At 59.9% G+C, this 17,754-nt stretch carries 16 protein-coding genes; 6 read left to right on the top strand and 10 right to left on the bottom strand.

Going from position 1 to position 17,754, the window contains the following annotated elements; translation table 11 throughout:
• Positions 1-25: 25 nt before the first annotated feature.
• From glyQ to BMW74_RS07320, 4 genes are all read left to right on the top strand, one after another.
• Positions 26-979, top strand: coding sequence for a glycine--tRNA ligase subunit alpha (glyQ, locus tag BMW74_RS07335; RefSeq protein WP_008155694.1), 954 nt, complete (start codon positions 26-28; stop codon positions 977-979).
• On the top strand, positions 976-3,030 hold the full coding sequence (glyS, locus tag BMW74_RS07330) for a glycine--tRNA ligase subunit beta (protein WP_093415755.1): 2,055 nt from the start codon (positions 976-978) through the stop codon (positions 3,028-3,030). Before glyQ ends, glyS begins: the two co-directional genes overlap by 4 nt.
• A gap of 6 nt (positions 3,031-3,036) precedes the next feature.
• Positions 3,037-3,570, top strand: coding sequence for a D-glycero-beta-D-manno-heptose 1,7-bisphosphate 7-phosphatase (gene gmhB, locus BMW74_RS07325; protein ID WP_093415752.1), 534 nt, complete (start codon positions 3,037-3,039; stop codon positions 3,568-3,570).
• A gap of 83 nt (positions 3,571-3,653) precedes the next feature.
• On the top strand, positions 3,654-4,409 hold the full coding sequence (locus tag BMW74_RS07320; RefSeq protein ID WP_093415749.1) for a lysophospholipid acyltransferase family protein: 756 nt from the start codon (positions 3,654-3,656) through the stop codon (positions 4,407-4,409).
• A gap of 107 nt (positions 4,410-4,516) precedes the next feature.
• On the opposite strand, the gene BMW74_RS07315 is transcribed toward BMW74_RS07320, so the two are convergent.
• On the bottom strand, positions 4,517-6,823 hold the full coding sequence (locus tag BMW74_RS07315) for a CHASE2 domain-containing protein (RefSeq protein ID WP_093415746.1): 2,307 nt from the start codon (positions 6,821-6,823) through the stop codon (positions 4,517-4,519).
• 18 nt (positions 6,824-6,841) lie between these two features.
• The gene (locus BMW74_RS07310; protein ID WP_175479164.1) at positions 6,842-7,843 is read right to left on the bottom strand and encodes a FecR family protein; all 1,002 of its coding nucleotides are present in this window, start codon (positions 7,841-7,843) and stop codon (positions 6,842-6,844) included.
• Positions 7,844-8,729: 886 nt separating this feature from the next.
• Between BMW74_RS07310 and BMW74_RS07300 the strand changes: the two genes are divergently transcribed.
• On the top strand, positions 8,730-9,449 hold the full coding sequence (locus tag BMW74_RS07300; protein ID WP_093415739.1) for a response regulator transcription factor: 720 nt from the start codon (positions 8,730-8,732) through the stop codon (positions 9,447-9,449).
• Between the two features lie 87 nt (positions 9,450-9,536).
• Here the strand turns inward: BMW74_RS07300 and BMW74_RS07295 are convergent, their stop codons facing one another.
• The gene (locus tag BMW74_RS07295; RefSeq protein ID WP_256562541.1) at positions 9,537-10,499 is read right to left on the bottom strand and encodes a UDP-glucose 4-epimerase family protein; all 963 of its coding nucleotides are present in this window, start codon (positions 10,497-10,499) and stop codon (positions 9,537-9,539) included.
• Positions 10,500-10,848: 349 nt separating this feature from the next.
• On the opposite strand from BMW74_RS07295, the gene BMW74_RS07290 reads away from it, so the two are divergent.
• Entirely contained in the window at positions 10,849-11,190 is a 342-nt protein-coding gene (locus tag BMW74_RS07290) for a PilZ domain-containing protein (protein WP_093415732.1), read from the top strand.
• A gap of 25 nt (positions 11,191-11,215) precedes the next feature.
• On the opposite strand, the gene BMW74_RS07285 is transcribed toward BMW74_RS07290, so the two are convergent.
• From BMW74_RS07285 to BMW74_RS07255, 7 genes are read right to left on the bottom strand one after another with little or no spacing between them, the layout of a single operon-like run.
• The gene (locus BMW74_RS07285; protein WP_093415728.1) at positions 11,216-13,312 is read right to left on the bottom strand and encodes a flagellar biosynthesis protein FlhA; all 2,097 of its coding nucleotides are present in this window, start codon (positions 13,310-13,312) and stop codon (positions 11,216-11,218) included.
• A gap of 2 nt (positions 13,313-13,314) precedes the next feature.
• Positions 13,315-14,451, bottom strand: coding sequence for a flagellar type III secretion system protein FlhB (flhB, locus tag BMW74_RS07280; RefSeq protein WP_093415725.1), 1,137 nt, complete (start codon positions 14,449-14,451; stop codon positions 13,315-13,317).
• Positions 14,444-15,244: a flagellar biosynthetic protein FliR gene (gene fliR / locus BMW74_RS07275; RefSeq protein ID WP_093415722.1), complete on the bottom strand. Its 801-nt coding sequence runs from the start codon at positions 15,242-15,244 to the stop codon at positions 14,444-14,446. Before fliR ends, flhB begins: the two co-directional genes overlap by 8 nt.
• A gap of 5 nt (positions 15,245-15,249) precedes the next feature.
• Positions 15,250-15,522 carry a flagellar biosynthetic protein FliQ gene (locus BMW74_RS07270; protein ID WP_093415719.1) on the bottom strand — a complete coding sequence of 91 codons (273 nt, stop codon included), beginning with the start codon at positions 15,520-15,522 and terminating at the stop codon, positions 15,250-15,252.
• Positions 15,523-15,539: 17 nt separating this feature from the next.
• Positions 15,540-16,298: a flagellar type III secretion system pore protein FliP gene (gene fliP / locus BMW74_RS07265; RefSeq protein ID WP_093415716.1), complete on the bottom strand. Its 759-nt coding sequence runs from the start codon at positions 16,296-16,298 to the stop codon at positions 15,540-15,542.
• Positions 16,295-16,666, bottom strand: a complete 372-nt coding sequence (gene fliN / locus BMW74_RS07260; RefSeq protein WP_093415711.1) for a flagellar motor switch protein FliN — start codon at positions 16,664-16,666, stop codon at positions 16,295-16,297. Before fliN ends, fliP begins: the two co-directional genes overlap by 4 nt.
• Positions 16,663-17,502 carry a FliM/FliN family flagellar motor switch protein gene (locus tag BMW74_RS07255; protein ID WP_093415706.1) on the bottom strand — a complete coding sequence of 280 codons (840 nt, stop codon included), beginning with the start codon at positions 17,500-17,502 and terminating at the stop codon, positions 16,663-16,665. Before BMW74_RS07255 ends, fliN begins: the two co-directional genes overlap by 4 nt.
• Positions 17,503-17,754: the final 252 nt, after the last annotated feature.

Raw genomic sequence — 17,754 nt, 5'->3', positions numbered from 1 at the left:
GCAGCCCAAGTAACAGGTGAATTTCGTGAGCCAGCCTACGCCAGCCGTGCGTACCTTCCAAGACTTGATCCTCGCCCTCCAGCAATACTGGGCCGAGCAAGGTTGTGTGGTACTTCAGCCCTACGATATGGAAGTAGGCGCCGGCACTTTCCACACCGCTACCTTCCTGCGGGCCATTGGCCCGGAAACCTGGAACGCCGCTTATGTGCAGCCCAGTCGTCGCCCGACTGACGGCCGCTACGGCGAAAACCCGAACCGCCTGCAGCACTACTACCAGTTCCAGGTGGTCCTGAAGCCGAACCCGGACAATTTCCAGGAACTGTACCTGGGCTCGTTGAAACACGTCGGCCTGGACCCGCTGGTCCACGACATCCGTTTCGTCGAAGACAACTGGGAGTCGCCGACCCTGGGCGCCTGGGGCCTGGGCTGGGAAGTCTGGCTCAACGGCATGGAAGTGACCCAATTCACCTACTTCCAGCAAGCGGGTGGCATCGAGTGCTACCCGGTGACCGGCGAGATCACCTACGGCCTGGAACGCCTGGCCATGTACCTGCAAGGCGTGGACTCGGTCTACGACCTGGTCTGGGCTGACGGTCCGATGGGCAAAGTGACCTACGGCGATGTGTTCCACCAGAACGAAGTGGAACAGTCGACCTACAACTTCGAACACGCCAACGTCGAGAAGCTGTTCGAACTGTTCGACTTCTACGAAAGCGAAGCCAAGCGCCTGATCGAACTCGATCAACCGCTGCCGTTGCCAAGCTATGAAATGGTCCTGAAGGCATCCCACACCTTCAACCTGCTGGACGCACGCCGGGCGATCTCGGTAACCGCGCGCCAGCAATACATCCTGCGTGTACGCACCCTGGCGCGTTCCGTTGCGCAAGCCTACCTGCTGGCTCGCGCCAAGCTGGGCTTCCCGATGGCGACCCCGGATTTGCGTGATGAAGTGTTGGCTAAGCTGGAGGCTGCACAATGAGTGCTCAAGATTTCCTGGTTGAACTGGGCACCGAAGAGCTGCCACCCAAGGCCCTGAATACCCTGGCCGAGGCGTTCCTGGCCGGTATCGAGAAAGGCCTGCTGGCCGCGGGCCTGGGCTTTGAAGCCAAGACCGTGTATGCCGCCCCGCGCCGCCTGGCCGTGCTGATCACCGCCCTGGCCACTCAACAGCCCGATCGCAGCATCAACCTCGACGGCCCGCCCCGCCAGGCCGCGTTCGATGCCGAAGGCAACCCGACCCAGGCCGCCCTGGGCTTCGCCAAGAAGTGCGGCGTGGACCTCAGCGAAATCGACCAGAGCGGTCCGAAGCTGCGCTACAGCCAGAACATCGCCGGCAAGCCGACCGCCAGCCTGTTGCCGACCATCGTCGAAGACTCGCTGAACGACCTGCCGATCCCCAAGCGCATGCGCTGGGGTGCGCGCAAAGAAGAGTTCGTGCGTCCGACCCAATGGCTGGTGATGCTGCTCGGCGATCACGTGGTCGATTGCACCATCCTCGCCCAGAAGGCCGGCCGTGATTCGCGTGGTCACCGTTTCCATCACCCGGAAAACGTACGCATCACCGCACCGGCCAACTACCTCAACGACTTGCGCGCCGCCTATGTACTGGCCGATGCCAATGAGCGTCGCGAGCTGATCAGCAAGCGCACCGCCGAACTGGCCACCCGCCAGGAAGGCACCGCTATCGTGCCACCGGCCTTGCTCGACGAAGTCACCGCGCTGGTGGAATGGCCCGTGCCGCTGGTGTGCTCGTTCGAAGAGCGCTTCCTCGACGTGCCGCAGGAAGCCTTGATCACCACCATGCAGGACAACCAGAAGTACTTCTGCCTGCTGGACGCCGATGGCAAGTTGCTGCCGCGTTTCATTACCGTAGCCAACATCGAGAGCAAAGACCCGCAGCAGATCATCGACGGCAACGAGAAGGTGGTTCGCCCACGCCTGACCGACGCCGAGTTCTTCTTCAAGCAAGACAAGAAGCACAAACTCGAAGACTTCAACCTGCGCCTGCAGAACGTGGTGTTCCAGGAAAAACTCGGCAGCGTCTACGACAAGGCCGAGCGCGTCTCCAAGCTGGCCGCGTTCATTGCCCCGCATATTGGCGGCAACGCTCCGTGGGCGGCCCGTGCCGGCCTGCTGTCCAAGTGCGACCTGGCGACCGAAATGGTCGGTGAGTTCCCGGAGATGCAAGGTGTCGCCGGTTACTACTACGCCCTCAATGACGGCGAGCCGGAAGAAGTCGCCCTGGCACTGAACGAGCAGTACATGCCGCGCGGTGCGGGTGCCGAGCTGCCGACGACCCTGACCGGCGCAGCCGTGGCGATTGCCGACAAGCTCGACACCCTGGTGGGTATCTTCGGGATCGGCATGCTGCCCACCGGCAGCAAGGACCCGTACGCACTGCGCCGTGCCGCGCTGGGCGTGCTGCGCATCCTGATCGACAAGAAGCTCGACCTCGACCTGACCGACGCCGTGGCGTTCGCCGTGGCCGCGTTCGGCACCAAGGTCAAGACCGCTGGCCTGGCGGACTCGGTGCTGGAGTTCATCTTCGACCGCCTGCGTGCCCGTTACGAAGACGAAGGCGTGGATGTCGCCACGTACCTGTCGGTGCGTGCCCTGAAGCCGGGTTCAGCCCTGGACTTCGACCAGCGCGTCCAGGCGGTGCAAGCCTTCCGCCAGTTGCCGGAAGCCGCTGCCCTGGCCGCGGTGAACAAGCGCGTATCGAACCTGCTGAGCAAGCTCGAAGGCAGCGTGCCGACGCACGTGGAAGCCAAGTACTTCGACAACGCCAACGAGTTCTCCCTGTACTCGGCGATCCAGCAAGCGGACCAAGCCGTGCAGCCAATGGCCGCCGCCCGCCAGTACAGCGAATCGCTGGCCCGCCTGGCAGCCCTGCGCGAGCCGGTGGATGCGTTCTTCGAGGCGGTGATGGTCAACGCTGACGACGCCAACGTACGGGCCAACCGTTACGCTTTGCTGGCCCGCCTGCGCGGTCTGTTCCTGGGCGTTGCCGACATTTCGTTGCTGGGGTAATACGGTTTGAAGCTGCTGATTCTCGATCGGGACGGGGTGATCAATTACGACTCCGACGCTTACATCAAGTCGGTGGAGGAGTGGATCCCGCTGCCCGGCTCGGTCGAGGCCATCGCGCAGTTGAGCAAGGCCGGCTGGACCGTAGCCGTGGCTACCAACCAGTCGGGCATTGCTCGCGGCTACTACGATGTCGCCACCCTGGACGCCATGCATGCGCGCTTGCGCCATCTGGTGGCCGAGCAGGGCGGCGAACTCGGCTTGATCGTCTACTGCCCACACGGGCCAGACGAAGGCTGTGACTGCCGTAAACCAAAACCCGGCATGTTGAAAACCATTGCCGCCCATTACGAGGTGGCGCTGACGGGCCTGTGGTTCGTTGGCGACAGTCTCGGTGACCTGGAGGCGGCAAAGGCCGTCGACTGTCAGCCAGTTTTGGTAAAGACCGGTAAAGGCGAAAAGACTCAGGGTAAGGGCCTTCCGGCAGGTACGCTGATTTTTGACGATCTGGCGGCGATTGCCGCAGAACTTATCAACAATTAGGGCGATTCTGACATCCTGATCAAGGATTGTTCGGGAACGCGCTTTTAGAAGGCGGGCAATGCCCCGCAATGGTAAACGCGACCATGTCGATCTTGCAGGCAATCAGAACCTTTCTTTTTTACCTGCTGCTGGGCACCAGCTCGTTGCTGTGGTGCAGCCTGAGTTTTTTCATCGCGCCTTTCCTTCCGTTCAAGGCGCGCTACCGCTTCATTAATGTCTACTGGTGCCGCTGCGCCTTGTGGCTGAGCAAGGTGTTCCTGGGCATCCGCTATGAAGTCAAAGGTGCCGAGAACGTCCCGGACCGCCCCTGCGTGATCCTCTCGAACCACCAGAGCACCTGGGAAACATTCTTCCTGTCGGCCTACTTCCAGCCGCTAAGCCAAGTGCTCAAGCGCGAACTGCTGTATGTGCCGTTCTTCGGCTGGGCAATGGCCATGTTGCGCCCGATCGCCATCGACCGCGATAACCCGAAGGCCGCGCTCAAGCATGTGGCGAAGAAGGGCGATGAACTGCTCAAGGACAATGTCTGGGTACTGATCTTCCCCGAGGGCACCCGCGTTCCGTTTGGCACGGTGGGCAAGTTCTCCCGCGGCGGTACGGCACTGGCGGTCAACGCCCAGTTGCCCGTGCTGCCCATTGCCCACAATGCCGGCCGGTTCTGGCCCAAGACTGGCTGGGCGAAAAACCCCGGCACCATCACCGTGGTGATTGGTGCGCCGATGTACGCCGAGGGCAGCGGGCCACGAGCAATCGCCGAACTCAACGACCGCGCAGCCGCCTGGAACGAACAGACCCAGCGTGAGATGGGGTCGTTGTCGCCACTCCCAGACGCGACGTGAGTCCCTGTGGATAAGCAGTAGGCGGGTTACGCTGAAATGATGTCGCGGGTTTAAGTCTTCAAAACGCCGTAACCCGTGCCAACGCTTTTTATGCCCGCTTACTGTGCTCATCCATCCAGCAATGGCAACTGAACCGTAAAGGTCGTGCCCTGGCCAACGCGGCTTGTGCACTGGATCCGCCCCCCATGCCGATCCACCACCGCCTTGACCATCGACAACCCCAGGCCCAGGCCCTCGCTGCCTCGCGATGAGGCAAACCGGCGATACTGGCCGAACAATTGCTCCAGCTCATCGGCAGCGATGCCCTGGCCTTGGTCGACAATTTCACAACTCAGCCAGCCCTGCGAGTCCCTCACCCGCACGCTGACCGTCGAACCTTCCGGGCTGTACTTGATGGCGTTTTCCAGCACGTTGAACAGTGCTCGGGTCAGTAGCGACTGGTCGGCCAGCACCAGGCCTTCGGCGTCATCGTCCAGGTCATGGGTCAATTCGATCTGCTTGAGCTGGGCGATGCTCATCGCTTGGTCGAACGCATCGAGCACCAGCATGGCGAACATGCTGGGCTCGAACTGATATGCCTCGGACTCGGCCTTCGCCAACTGCACAAACGCTTCAGTCAGGCCCAGGGCTTTGCGTACCTGCAGTTCGATCTGGCCGAACAGGTGCAGGTCGCCGCTGCGCTGATGGCGCTGAACATCCAGCAGGGCCAGGATCGCTGAATGGGGGGCGCGCAGGTCGTGGGACAGGAAACGTAGCAGCACCGCGCGCTGTTCCTCGGCATCGCGTTCGACGCTCAGGTCCGTGAGGCTCAGCAGCCAACCAATCGCCGGTCCTTCCTCGGCCGGCAACAACGGCGCCAGATCCACTCGCAGGCTCCGGCCCTGGGTATCGCGGAACTCGTTGCTCGGTAGTGTCGACAGGCTAGGGCGCTCGCCATCTGCCAGCCCCGGGTAGCCCACGCCAGCGAGTCGTTGCAGTAAATCCTCGCCCACCAGATCACCGGCAAACAAGCTCCGGGCATTGCGGTTGGCCAACAGAATTCGCCCGTCGGGGGCGCTGATCAGTGTCGCCACGGGCAGATACTCCAGGCCGTCCGCGATGAATCGGCGGGTATCGCGCGTTCGGCTCAAGGCCTGTTCCAGCGCGACTATCTGCCCTTGCAACTCGTCACCCGCCGGCGAAGGTATACGGCGGCGCTCGGGGAATACTTTCGGCTCACTGTCCAGGCGTTCCAGTTCCCAGCCGAAGTAGGCGAGCACTGCGCTCAACCGGCGCCAGTTCCAGATCAGGTACCCCAGGAGCATCCCCAGCACGCTGGCCGCCGGCGACCACCACCATCCACCTCTGAGCAGTAGCGCGGAACTCAGTAGGGCGAGCGCCATGCACCCCAGCGTCAACCACAGGGCTCGCCGTGGTCGAAGCAACAGCAAGGCCAGCAGCACGGTCACGAACGCGACTGACAAGGTGACCGTCCAGCCAGTGCCCAGCACCACGATGCTGCGTTGTTGAAGCAGGCCGTTCAGCAGATTGGCCTGAATCTCGATGCCCGGCGTCGTACCCAGGCTCGCCGACTGTGGCGTCACATAGCGGTCGCCCAACCCTGGCGCCGTGGAGCCCACCAGGATCAAGCGATCGCGTAGCAACTGCGGCGGCACTTCGCCCCGCAGCACGCTGACGTAGGGCACGCTGGGAAACCCGGCATCGGCACTGATAAACGGGATGCGAATGCCGTAGGAGCGTTGCCACCCTTGCACCGTCGATGGCGAGGGTACGCCCGGCAGGATGTCCGGGCCCTCGGTGGTTGTTTCGTACAACAACCACGCCAACTGCGACCGCGGATTGCGCTCAGGGCCTTCGCGCAGGTAAACGCTGCGCACCGTGCCATCAGGGTCTGCCTCGGCATTGATATGGCCAATACCCTTGGCACACTGGCCCAAGGCTGCCACGGGCTCGATCTCACCCAGCGGCTGTCCGTAGCGGGCGACACCTTCGCGCAGCAAGGGAATGAACACATTGCCGGCCCGACAGATCGCCTCGGCCAGGCGCTGATCATGGCCTGGGATTTTGTCCGGCTCGCTGAAGATCACGTCAAACAGCACGCCCCTGACCTTGGCGGCCGTCAGGCGGTCCAGCAAGTCTGCATGCACCGTCCGTGACCACGGCCACTGCCCCAGTTGCTGCAAGCTGTAGTCGTCGATGGTGACGATGAGGATTCGTGGATCAACCGGCAGGGGACTCAGGCGGCGCAGGTTGTCATACAGCAGGTTGCTCAGTGTCAGCCCTTGGCTCAAGGACAGGATGGCCGTCAGCGGCAACAGGATCAGGCTGACCCAGAGCCACTCACGGACCAAGCGACGAAACAGGTGCTGCGCCTGGCTCGGCTCTCGCCCTTCCTTCCTCGGCCAGGGCATCATCGGTAACAGGCCGATGGTTTATTGGACACGCAGGGTCCGGGGGTAATAGAAGATGTCATATACCCCGGTTTCTCCTTCAAGCCCCTGATCGTCAAACGCAGAGAGCCGAACGTGGTAATTAAACGCCTTCAATCCGCTGAAATTGATCTCGGGCGTGCTGGAAAACTGCTCCTGCAAGATGTTCAAGAACCCCGTGTCGGTGGCCACCTGGGCACGGTAGCGCGTCGCACCGTCCATGGGTCTGATGATCAATTGCCAGACAGGCTGCCGCCCGGTCTGGCCTGCCTGGCCGAGCAGCTGCGGGGCTGGCAGCAAATCGGTCGGCGTGAGCTTGCCTTCCTTTTGAATGCGTAGCCCCTGGCGAGCCATGACCTGTACCACCTCGTCGTCCCCTGCACCGACTTGGCGCGGCGACTTATCCCCAGGCTTCTTCGCAGGCTGATCGGTATCCTCAGTGCGATCAACGGCCACCTGGCCGTTCAGCACTTCGACCAACGACTGGCCCTTGTCATCGTTACGCACTCGAAAGTGCGTGCCGCGCACGCCGAGTACCCCCACCGGCGTGACAATCTGAAAACGATCATAGTCGCTGGCACGCTTGATCACATAGGACTCGACCTGACCCTGCTCCAGAATGACCTGCGCCACCTTGAGCTCTTCGTTGAGCGTCAACCTGACCTGGGAACTGGAGGGCAGGACGATACGCGATCCATCGCCCAGCGACAGACTGACAAATGCAGAAGGGGAGGTCTTCACCCCTTCCTGTTCATCCACGCTCATGCCCTCTTCCAAAGGAACCTGCTGGCCCTTGTGGTCGAGCTTCCAGGCTTCGCCGCTCAGGTGCTCAATCGTGGCAGGCAACGGCTGGCCACGACATTGCTGGTTATCATCGATATACGGTAGGCGCTTTGCGGGGAGGGACGCAGCGTGCGCGCTCTGGGTCAACGAACCCAACAAGCCCGCAACCAGCAGCAGGCAAGTGCTGAAACGGCGACAGTGCAAAGAAGTGATCGGGGTCATTGGATTCGCTTTTCACGCTTTTCTAAAGGTCGGGCAGATCAGCCAATTGGGCAACCCTATGCATGCACCATACCTGACAGGGCTCTACGACCGGTAGCCCAGGCCAGCGTACGCAATGATCGCCGATAAAAAGCTGTTTCGGGGCTCCCTGAACGTGAACACCTCGAAGGAGGGAAGTGACACATCCTTGTGTCGGATCGAATCCATCTCGATCTCGAGAAACATGAGAGGGCACTCCTTTTTTTCCCCTGGACTGCAGACCGCAAGCGAACCGGCGATCGGCGGTCCTGCCAGGTGGCAGCGACACACCCTGTGTCGGAGCACATCCCAGTGCTCCTGTGCCTCTCAACGCGGATGAATGTACCGATTTCCAGGTGCGATTGGCTGATTCTCAATATTTGTTCAGAATTGCTCCGCCGACGTGTCAGAACACCCAGCGCGGCTGGCTTTCACGTACCCGCAATGGCTCCTCTTCGGGTGTATCGACCGGTGCAAAACCTCGCGAATCGCTAAACCCTACGGGTGTCGCCACAGGACTGAAGTAACGCGGCGACGGCGGCGTGTTCGCCGGCACATCACTTGAGCTTGCGGTAGATGCCGCAGTCCCCATGTAGGCCGCGAACACCAACGACAAACACCCTGTCAGCACCCACTTCCTACCCCCCCTCACCCTCAATGCATGAAGATTCCAACTTTTCACTATGGCGGCTTCCTTGACTCTTCAAGCGGATACCTGCCGATTACCGGCCTATTGATATCAGCCTAACCAACCAAGGACAGCCTGGAGTAAATCGCCACAATTGTTCAGATTCGAACAATCAGCCTAAACTCGACATCGTAGGACCTTTTACCCACGCCATTCTACGAGTCGAAGGAAACACCCCGCATGCGTGTCGCAATACTGGATGACGAACCCGCCGAGTTACGCCGGGTGGAACAGACACTGCGACAAATTCCCGGGGTTGGGGAGCCAGCGTGGTCGCTCTACAGCTTCGAGCGAGGTGAGGACCTGCTGCGCCAGCTTCGGCGCGAGACCTTCGACCTGCTCATCCTCGATTGGCAGTTACCCGATATCAGCGGCCTGTCATTGCTACGCTGGACCCGCGAACACATGAAAGCGCCTCCCGCGGCCATCATGCTGACCAGCCGCGATGCGGAAAGTGACATCGTCCAGGCATTGAACGCGGGTGCCGACGACTACGTCAGCAAACCGTTCCGCCCCAATGAGCTCAAGGCCCGGGTCGCGGCCGTACTGCGCCGTCATGGCCTGCAGCGCACCTCAACCAACGAGCATCTTAGCTTCAATGATTTGGTGTTCGACGACGCCGAACTCACAGTGATCCGCGCCGGTAGTCCCATCAGCCTGACAGAGCGGGAATACCGCCTGGCGCATTGCCTGTTCACCAACCTCGGCCGGCCGCTATCGCGAGAGTACCTCTACGAACGTTTTTGGAGTCACGAGGAGATGGTGTCTTCCAGACCGCTGGATACCCATATCTACCGCCTGCGCAACAAACTGGGCCTGACCCCTGACCGTGGCTGGCAGTTGTTGACGATCTATGGCTATGGCTATCGCTTGGAGAGTGTTGCGACGACACGTGAGTAGTGCTTGTTCGGCGAGTCATCAAGAAGGCCAACGCGAGTGCATTGGCCTTCTTGGTTACTGCAGGTCTCATCCGGTAAGGGGGCCTGGCTACTTCAGGACAACACGCGGTGTATCCTGCGCCGAATCCTTGAAGCATCTACTCAGGCCTTCATCGAGTGAGAAGGGCGGCGTCCACCCAAGCAGCTCCGTGGTTTTGCTGATGTCCACCCGCAAGGACCCCAGCAGCCGATTCGCCATCGCCCGCTTCCCGAGCACGGCGGCCCCCGCTCTCAGGACGGCTTCGGGCACCGGAATGAGCCTCGCTGGCTTACCCATCGCTTTCGCCACGCGGCGCAACAGTTCCGAGGTCGAAACGTCCTCGCCATCTGAAGCAAGCAGCACCTTGCCAGCAGCGGCGGGGTGATCGAGGCACGTTGCGATCAAATCGACCATGTTGTCCAGGCCAATCAATGAGCGTTGGTTAGCGATTGCTCCGAGGGGCAGTGGAATGCCACTTGCAACCCATTTAACCAAGTTTGCGAAATTGCCCGGGGCGCCGGGGCCATACATCAGGGGCGGGCGAATAATCACCAGCTCCATGCTGTTGGTTTTGCACAGTTCGACAAGACCCTGCTCGGCCTCCCATTTGGAGATCGCATAGGGCTCCTCGGGAGCAACTGAGTCAGTTGCGGTAAAGGGTCGGTCGTTACATGTCCCATTCACGCCAATGGTGCTGATGAAGATGAATCTTTTGACGCCGCTAACGGCTGCCTGGCGGGCAATGTTCAGTGTGAAGTCGACATTGACCTTGCGAAATTCCGCCAGCGGGTCTGCGGCCTCATCCTTGAGGACATGAGCACGGGCTGCGGCGTGAACCACCACGTCGATACCGGCCAGACACGCCATAAAATCAGCGGTGGCGAATGCGTGCTTCGCCGGGGAGGTATCCGCCGCCTGCCAGCGGGCAGCCTTCCGTGAAAGACCCGTCACGTGCAGTCCGTCATTCTCGCAAAGCCTGGAGATGAGGGTCCTGGCCATGAAGCCGGAAGCCCCGGTTACCAATATGTTCACAGTATCTCCTTCGACGCCTGCCATCGTTCGGATGTTGCAGACCGTGTCGTTTGCACATGACCATTCGAGCGTTCTTGGCGATAGCAGCGTTACGTTGACTGGGTCACAAAATAGATGATTCGGGAGCCCCTGCAAACGCTGAATTGACCCTGTTGCCGAGATTTCACTGACCCGGTGAGCCATTACCGGTGCTGGGCTTAATGAATGGCGCCAGCCGGTCGCCTTCTTTAACCTGCGGCCTCGTGCGCGAGACCGCAGGCTAAAGCACCCAACGGTCAGGATGCGATTCGCGCGTTCAAATTTGACTGCCGCTGGTATCTTGCGAACCCAAAAAAAGACCTCACACATCATGCGTCAGCACACTCGCATCACCTTTCGTTCAATCTTCCGTATCAAGGTCAGCGATTGCCAGACCGACCAATTGATTGGCTATGTGGGCGACGTGTCCGAGTCAGGTTTGCGCCTGCTCAGTGACGCCCCGCAGGACGTCGACAGCTGTATGAATCTGCGCCTGCGGATGCGTGATCGCGACGGCGAGTTGCGTAAGGTCGACATTCTGGCGCTATGCCTGTGGTCGCAGGAAAACGCGAGAACCGGATACTTTGAGTCGGGCTTTAGATTGGCTCAAGACTCGGAGGCGTTCGCCCACTTGGTGGGCAATATGCGGCCAATGCGACGCGTACAGAGTTGACCCGCTCGCGGCATTGGCTACGGGGTTAGCCTAGGCTGCCGAGAATATTGACCCCAACCTTCTCTGGGATTTCATTTTGCGACAGCACGTACAGGCCTGGGCTGAACACCCGTGCATAACGCGCGAGCAGCGGGCGTAATTGTGGCGTCACGGTGAGAATGGGCGGATGGCCTTCCTTGCGCAGCTTTTCCTTGACCACCGGCATGGAGGTTTGCAGTTGATTGAGCAGGCTGGGTTCGACCGGGATGTTATCCAGGCTTACCGGCCCGGCCTGCCGGGCAATGCTCAAGGCACTGAGCAGCGTGTTTTCCAGGGCGTTATCCAGTACGAACACGGCCACCTCGCTGCGCTCCCCGGCAATGCTTGAAACGATGTTGCGGCGCAGCGCATAGCGCACGTCCGATGCCAGCAGAATCGGGTCTTTCGTGCTTTCGCTGCCCTCAACCAGGGCTGTGGCGATGCTGACGATGTCCTTGAGTGAGACCTCTTCCAGGAGCAACTGCCGATACACTCGATGTTGTTGGGTGAAACTCAGTTGGGCTTTCAGGCTCTCGGCCAGTTTCGGCGCTTGCAGGGCCAGGCGTTGCATCAGGTGCTCGACATCGTCGTGTTTGAAAATATCCGGGAGGTTGTTGCGCACCACTTTGTTCAGATGGGTGGCCAGCACGCTGGCGCAGTCGATCACCTGATACCCCAGGTTAAGGGCTCGCGATTTGTCGCCAGGCACAATCCACACAACCGGCATGCGATAGGCCGGGTCGGTGCCCAGAATACCGTCGATTTCGCCGTACAGCTCGGGGGAGGGAATGGCCATCAGACGGTCAGCGTGCAGCTCAGCGCCGTCGATTCGTTCACCGTTGATGTAGATGTTGTACTGCGAGGCCTTGAGCCGCAGGCTGTCGCGAATCTGCACCTCCGGCAGGAGAAAGCCGAGGGTTTCCGAGAGGCTCTGGCGCACCCCGCGTACGCGTTGCGCCAAGGGCGCGCCGGCCGCCTCGTTGACCAGGCCGACCAGTTTGTAGCCAAGGGAAATCGACAGCCGCTCGACCATCGGAATATCTTCCCAGGCCAGACTCTCGGCCCGCTCCTGCTCCATGGCTTTGCCGATGGCCTTCACCTGTTGCAGGCTAGTGGCTTCGTCGGGCGGCTGGCCGACGGAAACGCGCCAGCCAATAAAGCCGATCAGGGCGGCAAAGCTGATAAAGGCCAGATGCGGCATGCCGGGCACCAGGCCCAGGATCAGTAAGATGCCGGCCACGGTGTAGAGCACCGACGGCGAGGCCATCAACTGACGCTGGACCTGGGTGGTAATGTCCGAGGACTCGTTGATCCGGGTCACGATAATCGCTGCCGCAGTGGACAGCAGCAGCGCTGGAATTTGCGCAACCAGACCATCACCAATCGCCAGCAGAGCGTATTGCTGGAAGGCCTGGCCCGCACTCAGGTCATAGACAAACAGGCCGATGGCAAAGCCGCCGAACAGGTTGATCAGCAGAATCAGGATGCCGGCGATAGCGTCGCCGCGTACGAACTTCGAGGCGCCGTCCATGGCCCCGTAGAAGTCGGCTTCCTTGGCCACTTGCTGGCGCCGCTGCTTGCCTTCTTCCTGGGTAATCACCCCAGCGTTGAGGTCGGCATCAATCGCCATCTGTTTGCCGGGCAAGGCATCCAGGGTAAAGCGCGCAGTGACTTCGGAGATCCGCTCGCCACCTTTGGTGATCACGATGAAGTTGACGATCATCAAGATGGCGAACACCACCAGGCCGACAATAAAGTTGCCGCCGATGACGACTTCACCAAAGGCCTCGATCACCTTGCCCGCCGCACCGGTGCCGGTGTGCCCGTCGAGCAGCACCACGCGGGTCGACGCGACGTTGAGGCACAGGCGCAGCAAGGTGGTGATCAGAATCACGGTGGGGAACAGCGAGAAGTCCAGCGGGCTTTTCGCTGAAACGCTGACCAGCAGCACAAGGATCGCCATGGCGATGTTGAAGGTGAACAAGATGTCCAGCAGCAGCGGTGGCAGCGGCAGAATGATCATTGCCAGGATCGACAGAATGATCAGTGGAATCCCGATGCGGCCACTACGGAACGTCGGCGCGAGTTGCTGGAGTAAATTCATGATTAAGCCCTGTTCGCCATGCTATCGGGAATGTTGAAGTCGCCCGCCAAATGCGGTTTGCTCCGGCGCCCTTGCCGGTAGGCGCGCAGTTGCAGGATGTAGGTCAGAACATGCGCCACCGCGGTATACAGCGGTGCCGGGATTTGCTGGTTAACCTGGGTGCTGTAGTAGATCGCGCGCGCCAGCGGTGGCAGCTCGATCACTTCAAGCTGGCTGGCAGCCGCCATCTTGCGCATGTACAGCGCGGTCTCATCGACGCCTTTGGCCAGCAAGAAGGGGGCATTGGCCTTTTTCGGGTCGTACTTGAGGGCTACCGCAAAGTGCTGCGGGTTGACGATGATCACATCGGCGTTTTTGATCACCCGGCTGATCTGCCCTTGTAGCATCTGTCGCTGCAGTTGCTTGATGCGCGCCTTGACCTCCGGACGACCCTCCTGGTTCTTGTGTTCCTCTTTGCGCTCCTGCTTGGTCATGCGCATTTTTTTCAGGAAGAAGAAGCGCTGCAACGGGATGTCGATAAAGGAGAACAGTACAAACACCAGCAGCAAAGTCAGGGTCATGTTGAAGGTCAGCGACAGTGCGCTGCCTATGGCACTGAACAGATCACTGCGTTGCAGCGCAATCAGCCGGGGCACGGCATCAGCGATCAGCACCCAGGCCACCCCCAGCAGCACAAGAATTTTCAGGATCGACTTGAACAACTCGCTGAAGCTCTGGGCCGAAACGATCTTGGCCAGGCCAGTGATTGGATTGAGCTTGCTGAATTTGGGGTAGAAGTTTTTCGCCGCAAACACCCAGCCACCCGGAACCAGCGACAGCGTCACGACCAGCAAGGGTGTCACCAGCAGGGGCAGGAGCAAGGTGATGAACAGCACCAGGTTATGGGTGATGATCAGTTGCAGGTCGTCCAGGCTGATTTCACTGTGCTGAAAGTTCTGGTACGACAAGCGGAAGCTTTCCTGCAAGGTTTCATAGAACAGCACCACGCTGAATTTGAGCACGAACAGCGTCGCCAGCAGGGAGATGGTGGTGGCCAGATCCTTGGAGCGGGCCACCTGGCCGTCGTCTTTGCTCTTCTTGAGCTTCTGTTGCGAGGCTTCTTCGGTTTTTTCCTGGGAGCTGCTGCTTTGCTCAGACATCACGCCCCCCCAGATGCATGCTGCCAATGTTGTGCAGCAGTTCGCGGGTCAGGTGCAGGTAGCTTTCCGGCAGGTTGGGCAGGGTCATGTGAATGCACAACAAGCCAACCAGAATAGTGATGGGAAAGCCCAGGGAAAACAGGTTCAAGGAGGGTGAAATACGGTTGAGCAAGCCGAAGCAGAACTGCACCAGCGTCATGCAGAACACCACTGGCAGGGTGATCAGCACGGCGGCGGAGAACACCCAGGCGATGGCGCGGATGAAATGCTCGAAGCCGGCGAACTGCAGGCCGCTGCCTATCGGCCAGTAAATAAAACTTTGGTAGAGCACGCTGACCGTGAGCAGATGGCCGTCGATGGCCAGGAGCATGAACACTAACAAGATGAAGTACAGCTGGAACACGATCGAAGAGGACGACACGCCGTTCATTGGGTCGTTGTAGCGCGCCATGCTCATGCCCATTTGCGTGGAAATGACCTCGCCAACCAGGGTGAAAATGGTAAACACCAGTTGCAGGCTCAGCCCCAGCAGCACGCCAAACAGCACTTGCTCCAGCGTGGTCAGCAGACCCTGCAGGGACAGCGGTTCAATGTATGGCGGCTTGGGCATGGCTTGTGCCAGGGCCAGCGTCAAGGCCAGCGCCAGGAGTACGCGTAGACGCACCGATAAGGTTTTGTGGTTGAACAGTGGGGCCATGCTCAAGACCCCCAGAATGCGGCAAAACGGCCACCAATAATTCACGAGGGCTTGCAGGTATTGGCCGGTGTGCAGCAATGGTTCGCTGGCGGGCATATCAGTTAGCCAACCAGCCTGCCGGCTTGCTTGAAGGACTCAATGAACAGGTCACCGAGGGTGCGCAGAATCCAGTGACCAGCAAACATCAGCATGCCGAGGGTGATCAGCAGGCGCGGCAGGAAGCTGAGCATCTGCTCGTTGATCTGCGTGGCCGCCTGAAAGATGCTCACCAGTAGACCACCAATCAGGCTGGGGACAATCAGCACGCAGACGATCAGCGCGGTGATATGCACGGCATTGGAGACGATACTGACGGCGCTGTCGGGGGTGAGCATGGTGGCGGCGGTCCTGGCTAGAACGGTTGAATGCTGGTGGTGAGGGTGCCAACTAACAGCGTCCAGCCGTCGACCAGAACGAAGATCATCAGCTTGAAGGGCAGCGAGATCATCATCGGCGATAGCATCATCATGCCCATCGCCATCAGGACGCTGGCGACCACCAGGTCAATCACGAGAAAGGGCACGAAAATCATGAAGCCCAGCTGGAAAGCGGTTTTCAGCTCGCTGAGTACGAAGGCCGGCAGCAGCAGGAAAAAATCCAGCTTGGCGAGGTCTTCGGGCATTTTTTCACCCGCCAGCGAGACCATGGTTTCCAGGGAGGTCTTGTTGGTTTGCGCCAGCATAAAACGGCTGAGTGACTGCTTGGCGGTGCCCAGGCCCTGCTCCAGGGAAATCTGGTCGCGCTCGAATGGCGCGTAGGCCTCGCTGTAGATTTCCTGCCAGACCGGGCGCATCACCAGCAGGGTCAAGCACAGGGCGACACCGACCAGTACTGGGTTGGGCGGGCTTTGTTGCAGGCCAATCGCCTGGCGCAGGATAGCCAGCACGATGATGAAGCGCGTAAAGCAGGTCATCATCATGAGCATGGCCGGCACAAAACCGAGCAGGGTCATGATGACCAGAATCTGCAGTTTGACACTGAGTTCCTGGCCATTTTCAGTATCGTTCAGGTTCAGCAGGGAGATTTCCCCTCCCGCCGCCTGAGCCAGCATGGGCATGAGGCCAGTGCCCAGCAGCATGATCAGTGACCCCCAATAACGCACGCGCTTCATGCCGTCAGGTCATTCAGGCTGGTGCCGCTGAGTTCGACAATGCGCAGGCCATAGTTGCCGTTCATCACCACCACTTCAGCTTTGGCGAACAAGGCCCCATTGACCTTCACGTCGAGTGGTTCGCCAGCGAGTTTATCGAGCACGATCACGCTGCTGGCGTCGACCTCCATCAACTCCTTGAGGGAGATTTCGGTGGAGGCTACTTCCAGGGTGACATTCACCGGGATCTTGCCAAAGAAGCTCAGGTCTTGCTGCGGCAACTGGGGGGTGCGCTCAGCCACGCCAGGCTCCAGGGCGGCGGGCGTCAGGCCAAGCTCGCTATCGTTGATCAGGCTGTCGAATTCGTTATCGGAAAGGGGGCCGTTCATGGAGTTTTCACGCTCTCAAGCGAGGTTAGCAATAAGGAGCCGTTATCTTCGAAAATGGCGCCGCGAAACAGCTTTTGCTGATTGATCTGCACATCGCAGCGCTCCAGCAAACGCATCATCAGAATGTCGCCCAGACGCAAGTCGAGCACTTGCGACAGTGGCATGTGCAAGCTGGCGATCACGCAATCGAGTTGAACCGGCAGGTGTTTGATCTGCTCGACCGGGTTACCGTTGAACTGGCTAGTGCTCGGATGGGTCAGGCGGCTGGTGAGCTCGTCGACCAGCTGGGTGTCCAGGTAAATGAAAATCGACGAACTCACACCAGTGATGTGGCTGGTGTACTGGAACTCAGCGATGTATTCCCAGTGCGTCTCGACGTAGGCATTTTCGTAAGGCTTCAGTTCGCCAAACGTGGACCCGGCGAGAATCGAGCGAGCAAAGATCTGCGCGATATCGATGCCCAGACGGCTGCGCATGCGCTGCTCGGAGGTGCTGATCGGCGGGGTCTCGTGGCTGGGCAACGACGTGCCGCCGTAATAACACTCCAGCGCCTCTGTTAATAAGGCGCGCTCGATGGAAAACCCCACTTTGCCCAGCGGCGAACGATAAATACATTCGGCGGCTTCGCTGCGGGACTCGTGGACCACGGCTTTATTAAGCTCGAGGTTGATCCGGTAATTACGCAAGAAGTAATCGCTGATGACCCGCGGGTGTTTATTGGACAGCTCGCGTATGTAGGTCGGGATCTTGTGATAGTGCCTGCCTAACTTCTGCGGCTTTAACCTGGTCAGACTTTCGGCGGGCACGCCATGGTGGACTTTTGCATTGCCAGTCATGTTGTGAGCGGTCTTCCTGGGAATTACGGCAGGACGTTTTCTCGCCCGCCGAGCGGTTGCGATAGAAAACAGTGTGATGGGCTGACGGGGTGTGCCGCGGGCACAGCCAGCAAAGCCTAGGCCGCATGCTTTCTAGCGCTGGAGGGCATGCTGGCGGGGGGTGATTCTAGGCAGGCGGGCGCCGGAAAATAAATCAATAGCTATCAAATGCTGTTTTTTACAGCGCTTGCCAGCGTTTGATTGAATTTTAGG

It is taken from the genome of Pseudomonas sp. ok272, assembly GCF_900109995.1.
Lineage (GTDB): Bacteria > Pseudomonadota > Gammaproteobacteria > Pseudomonadales > Pseudomonadaceae > Aquipseudomonas.
Note: the sequence above shows the minus strand (reverse complement) of the source record. Positions and strands in the feature narration are given on the sequence as shown.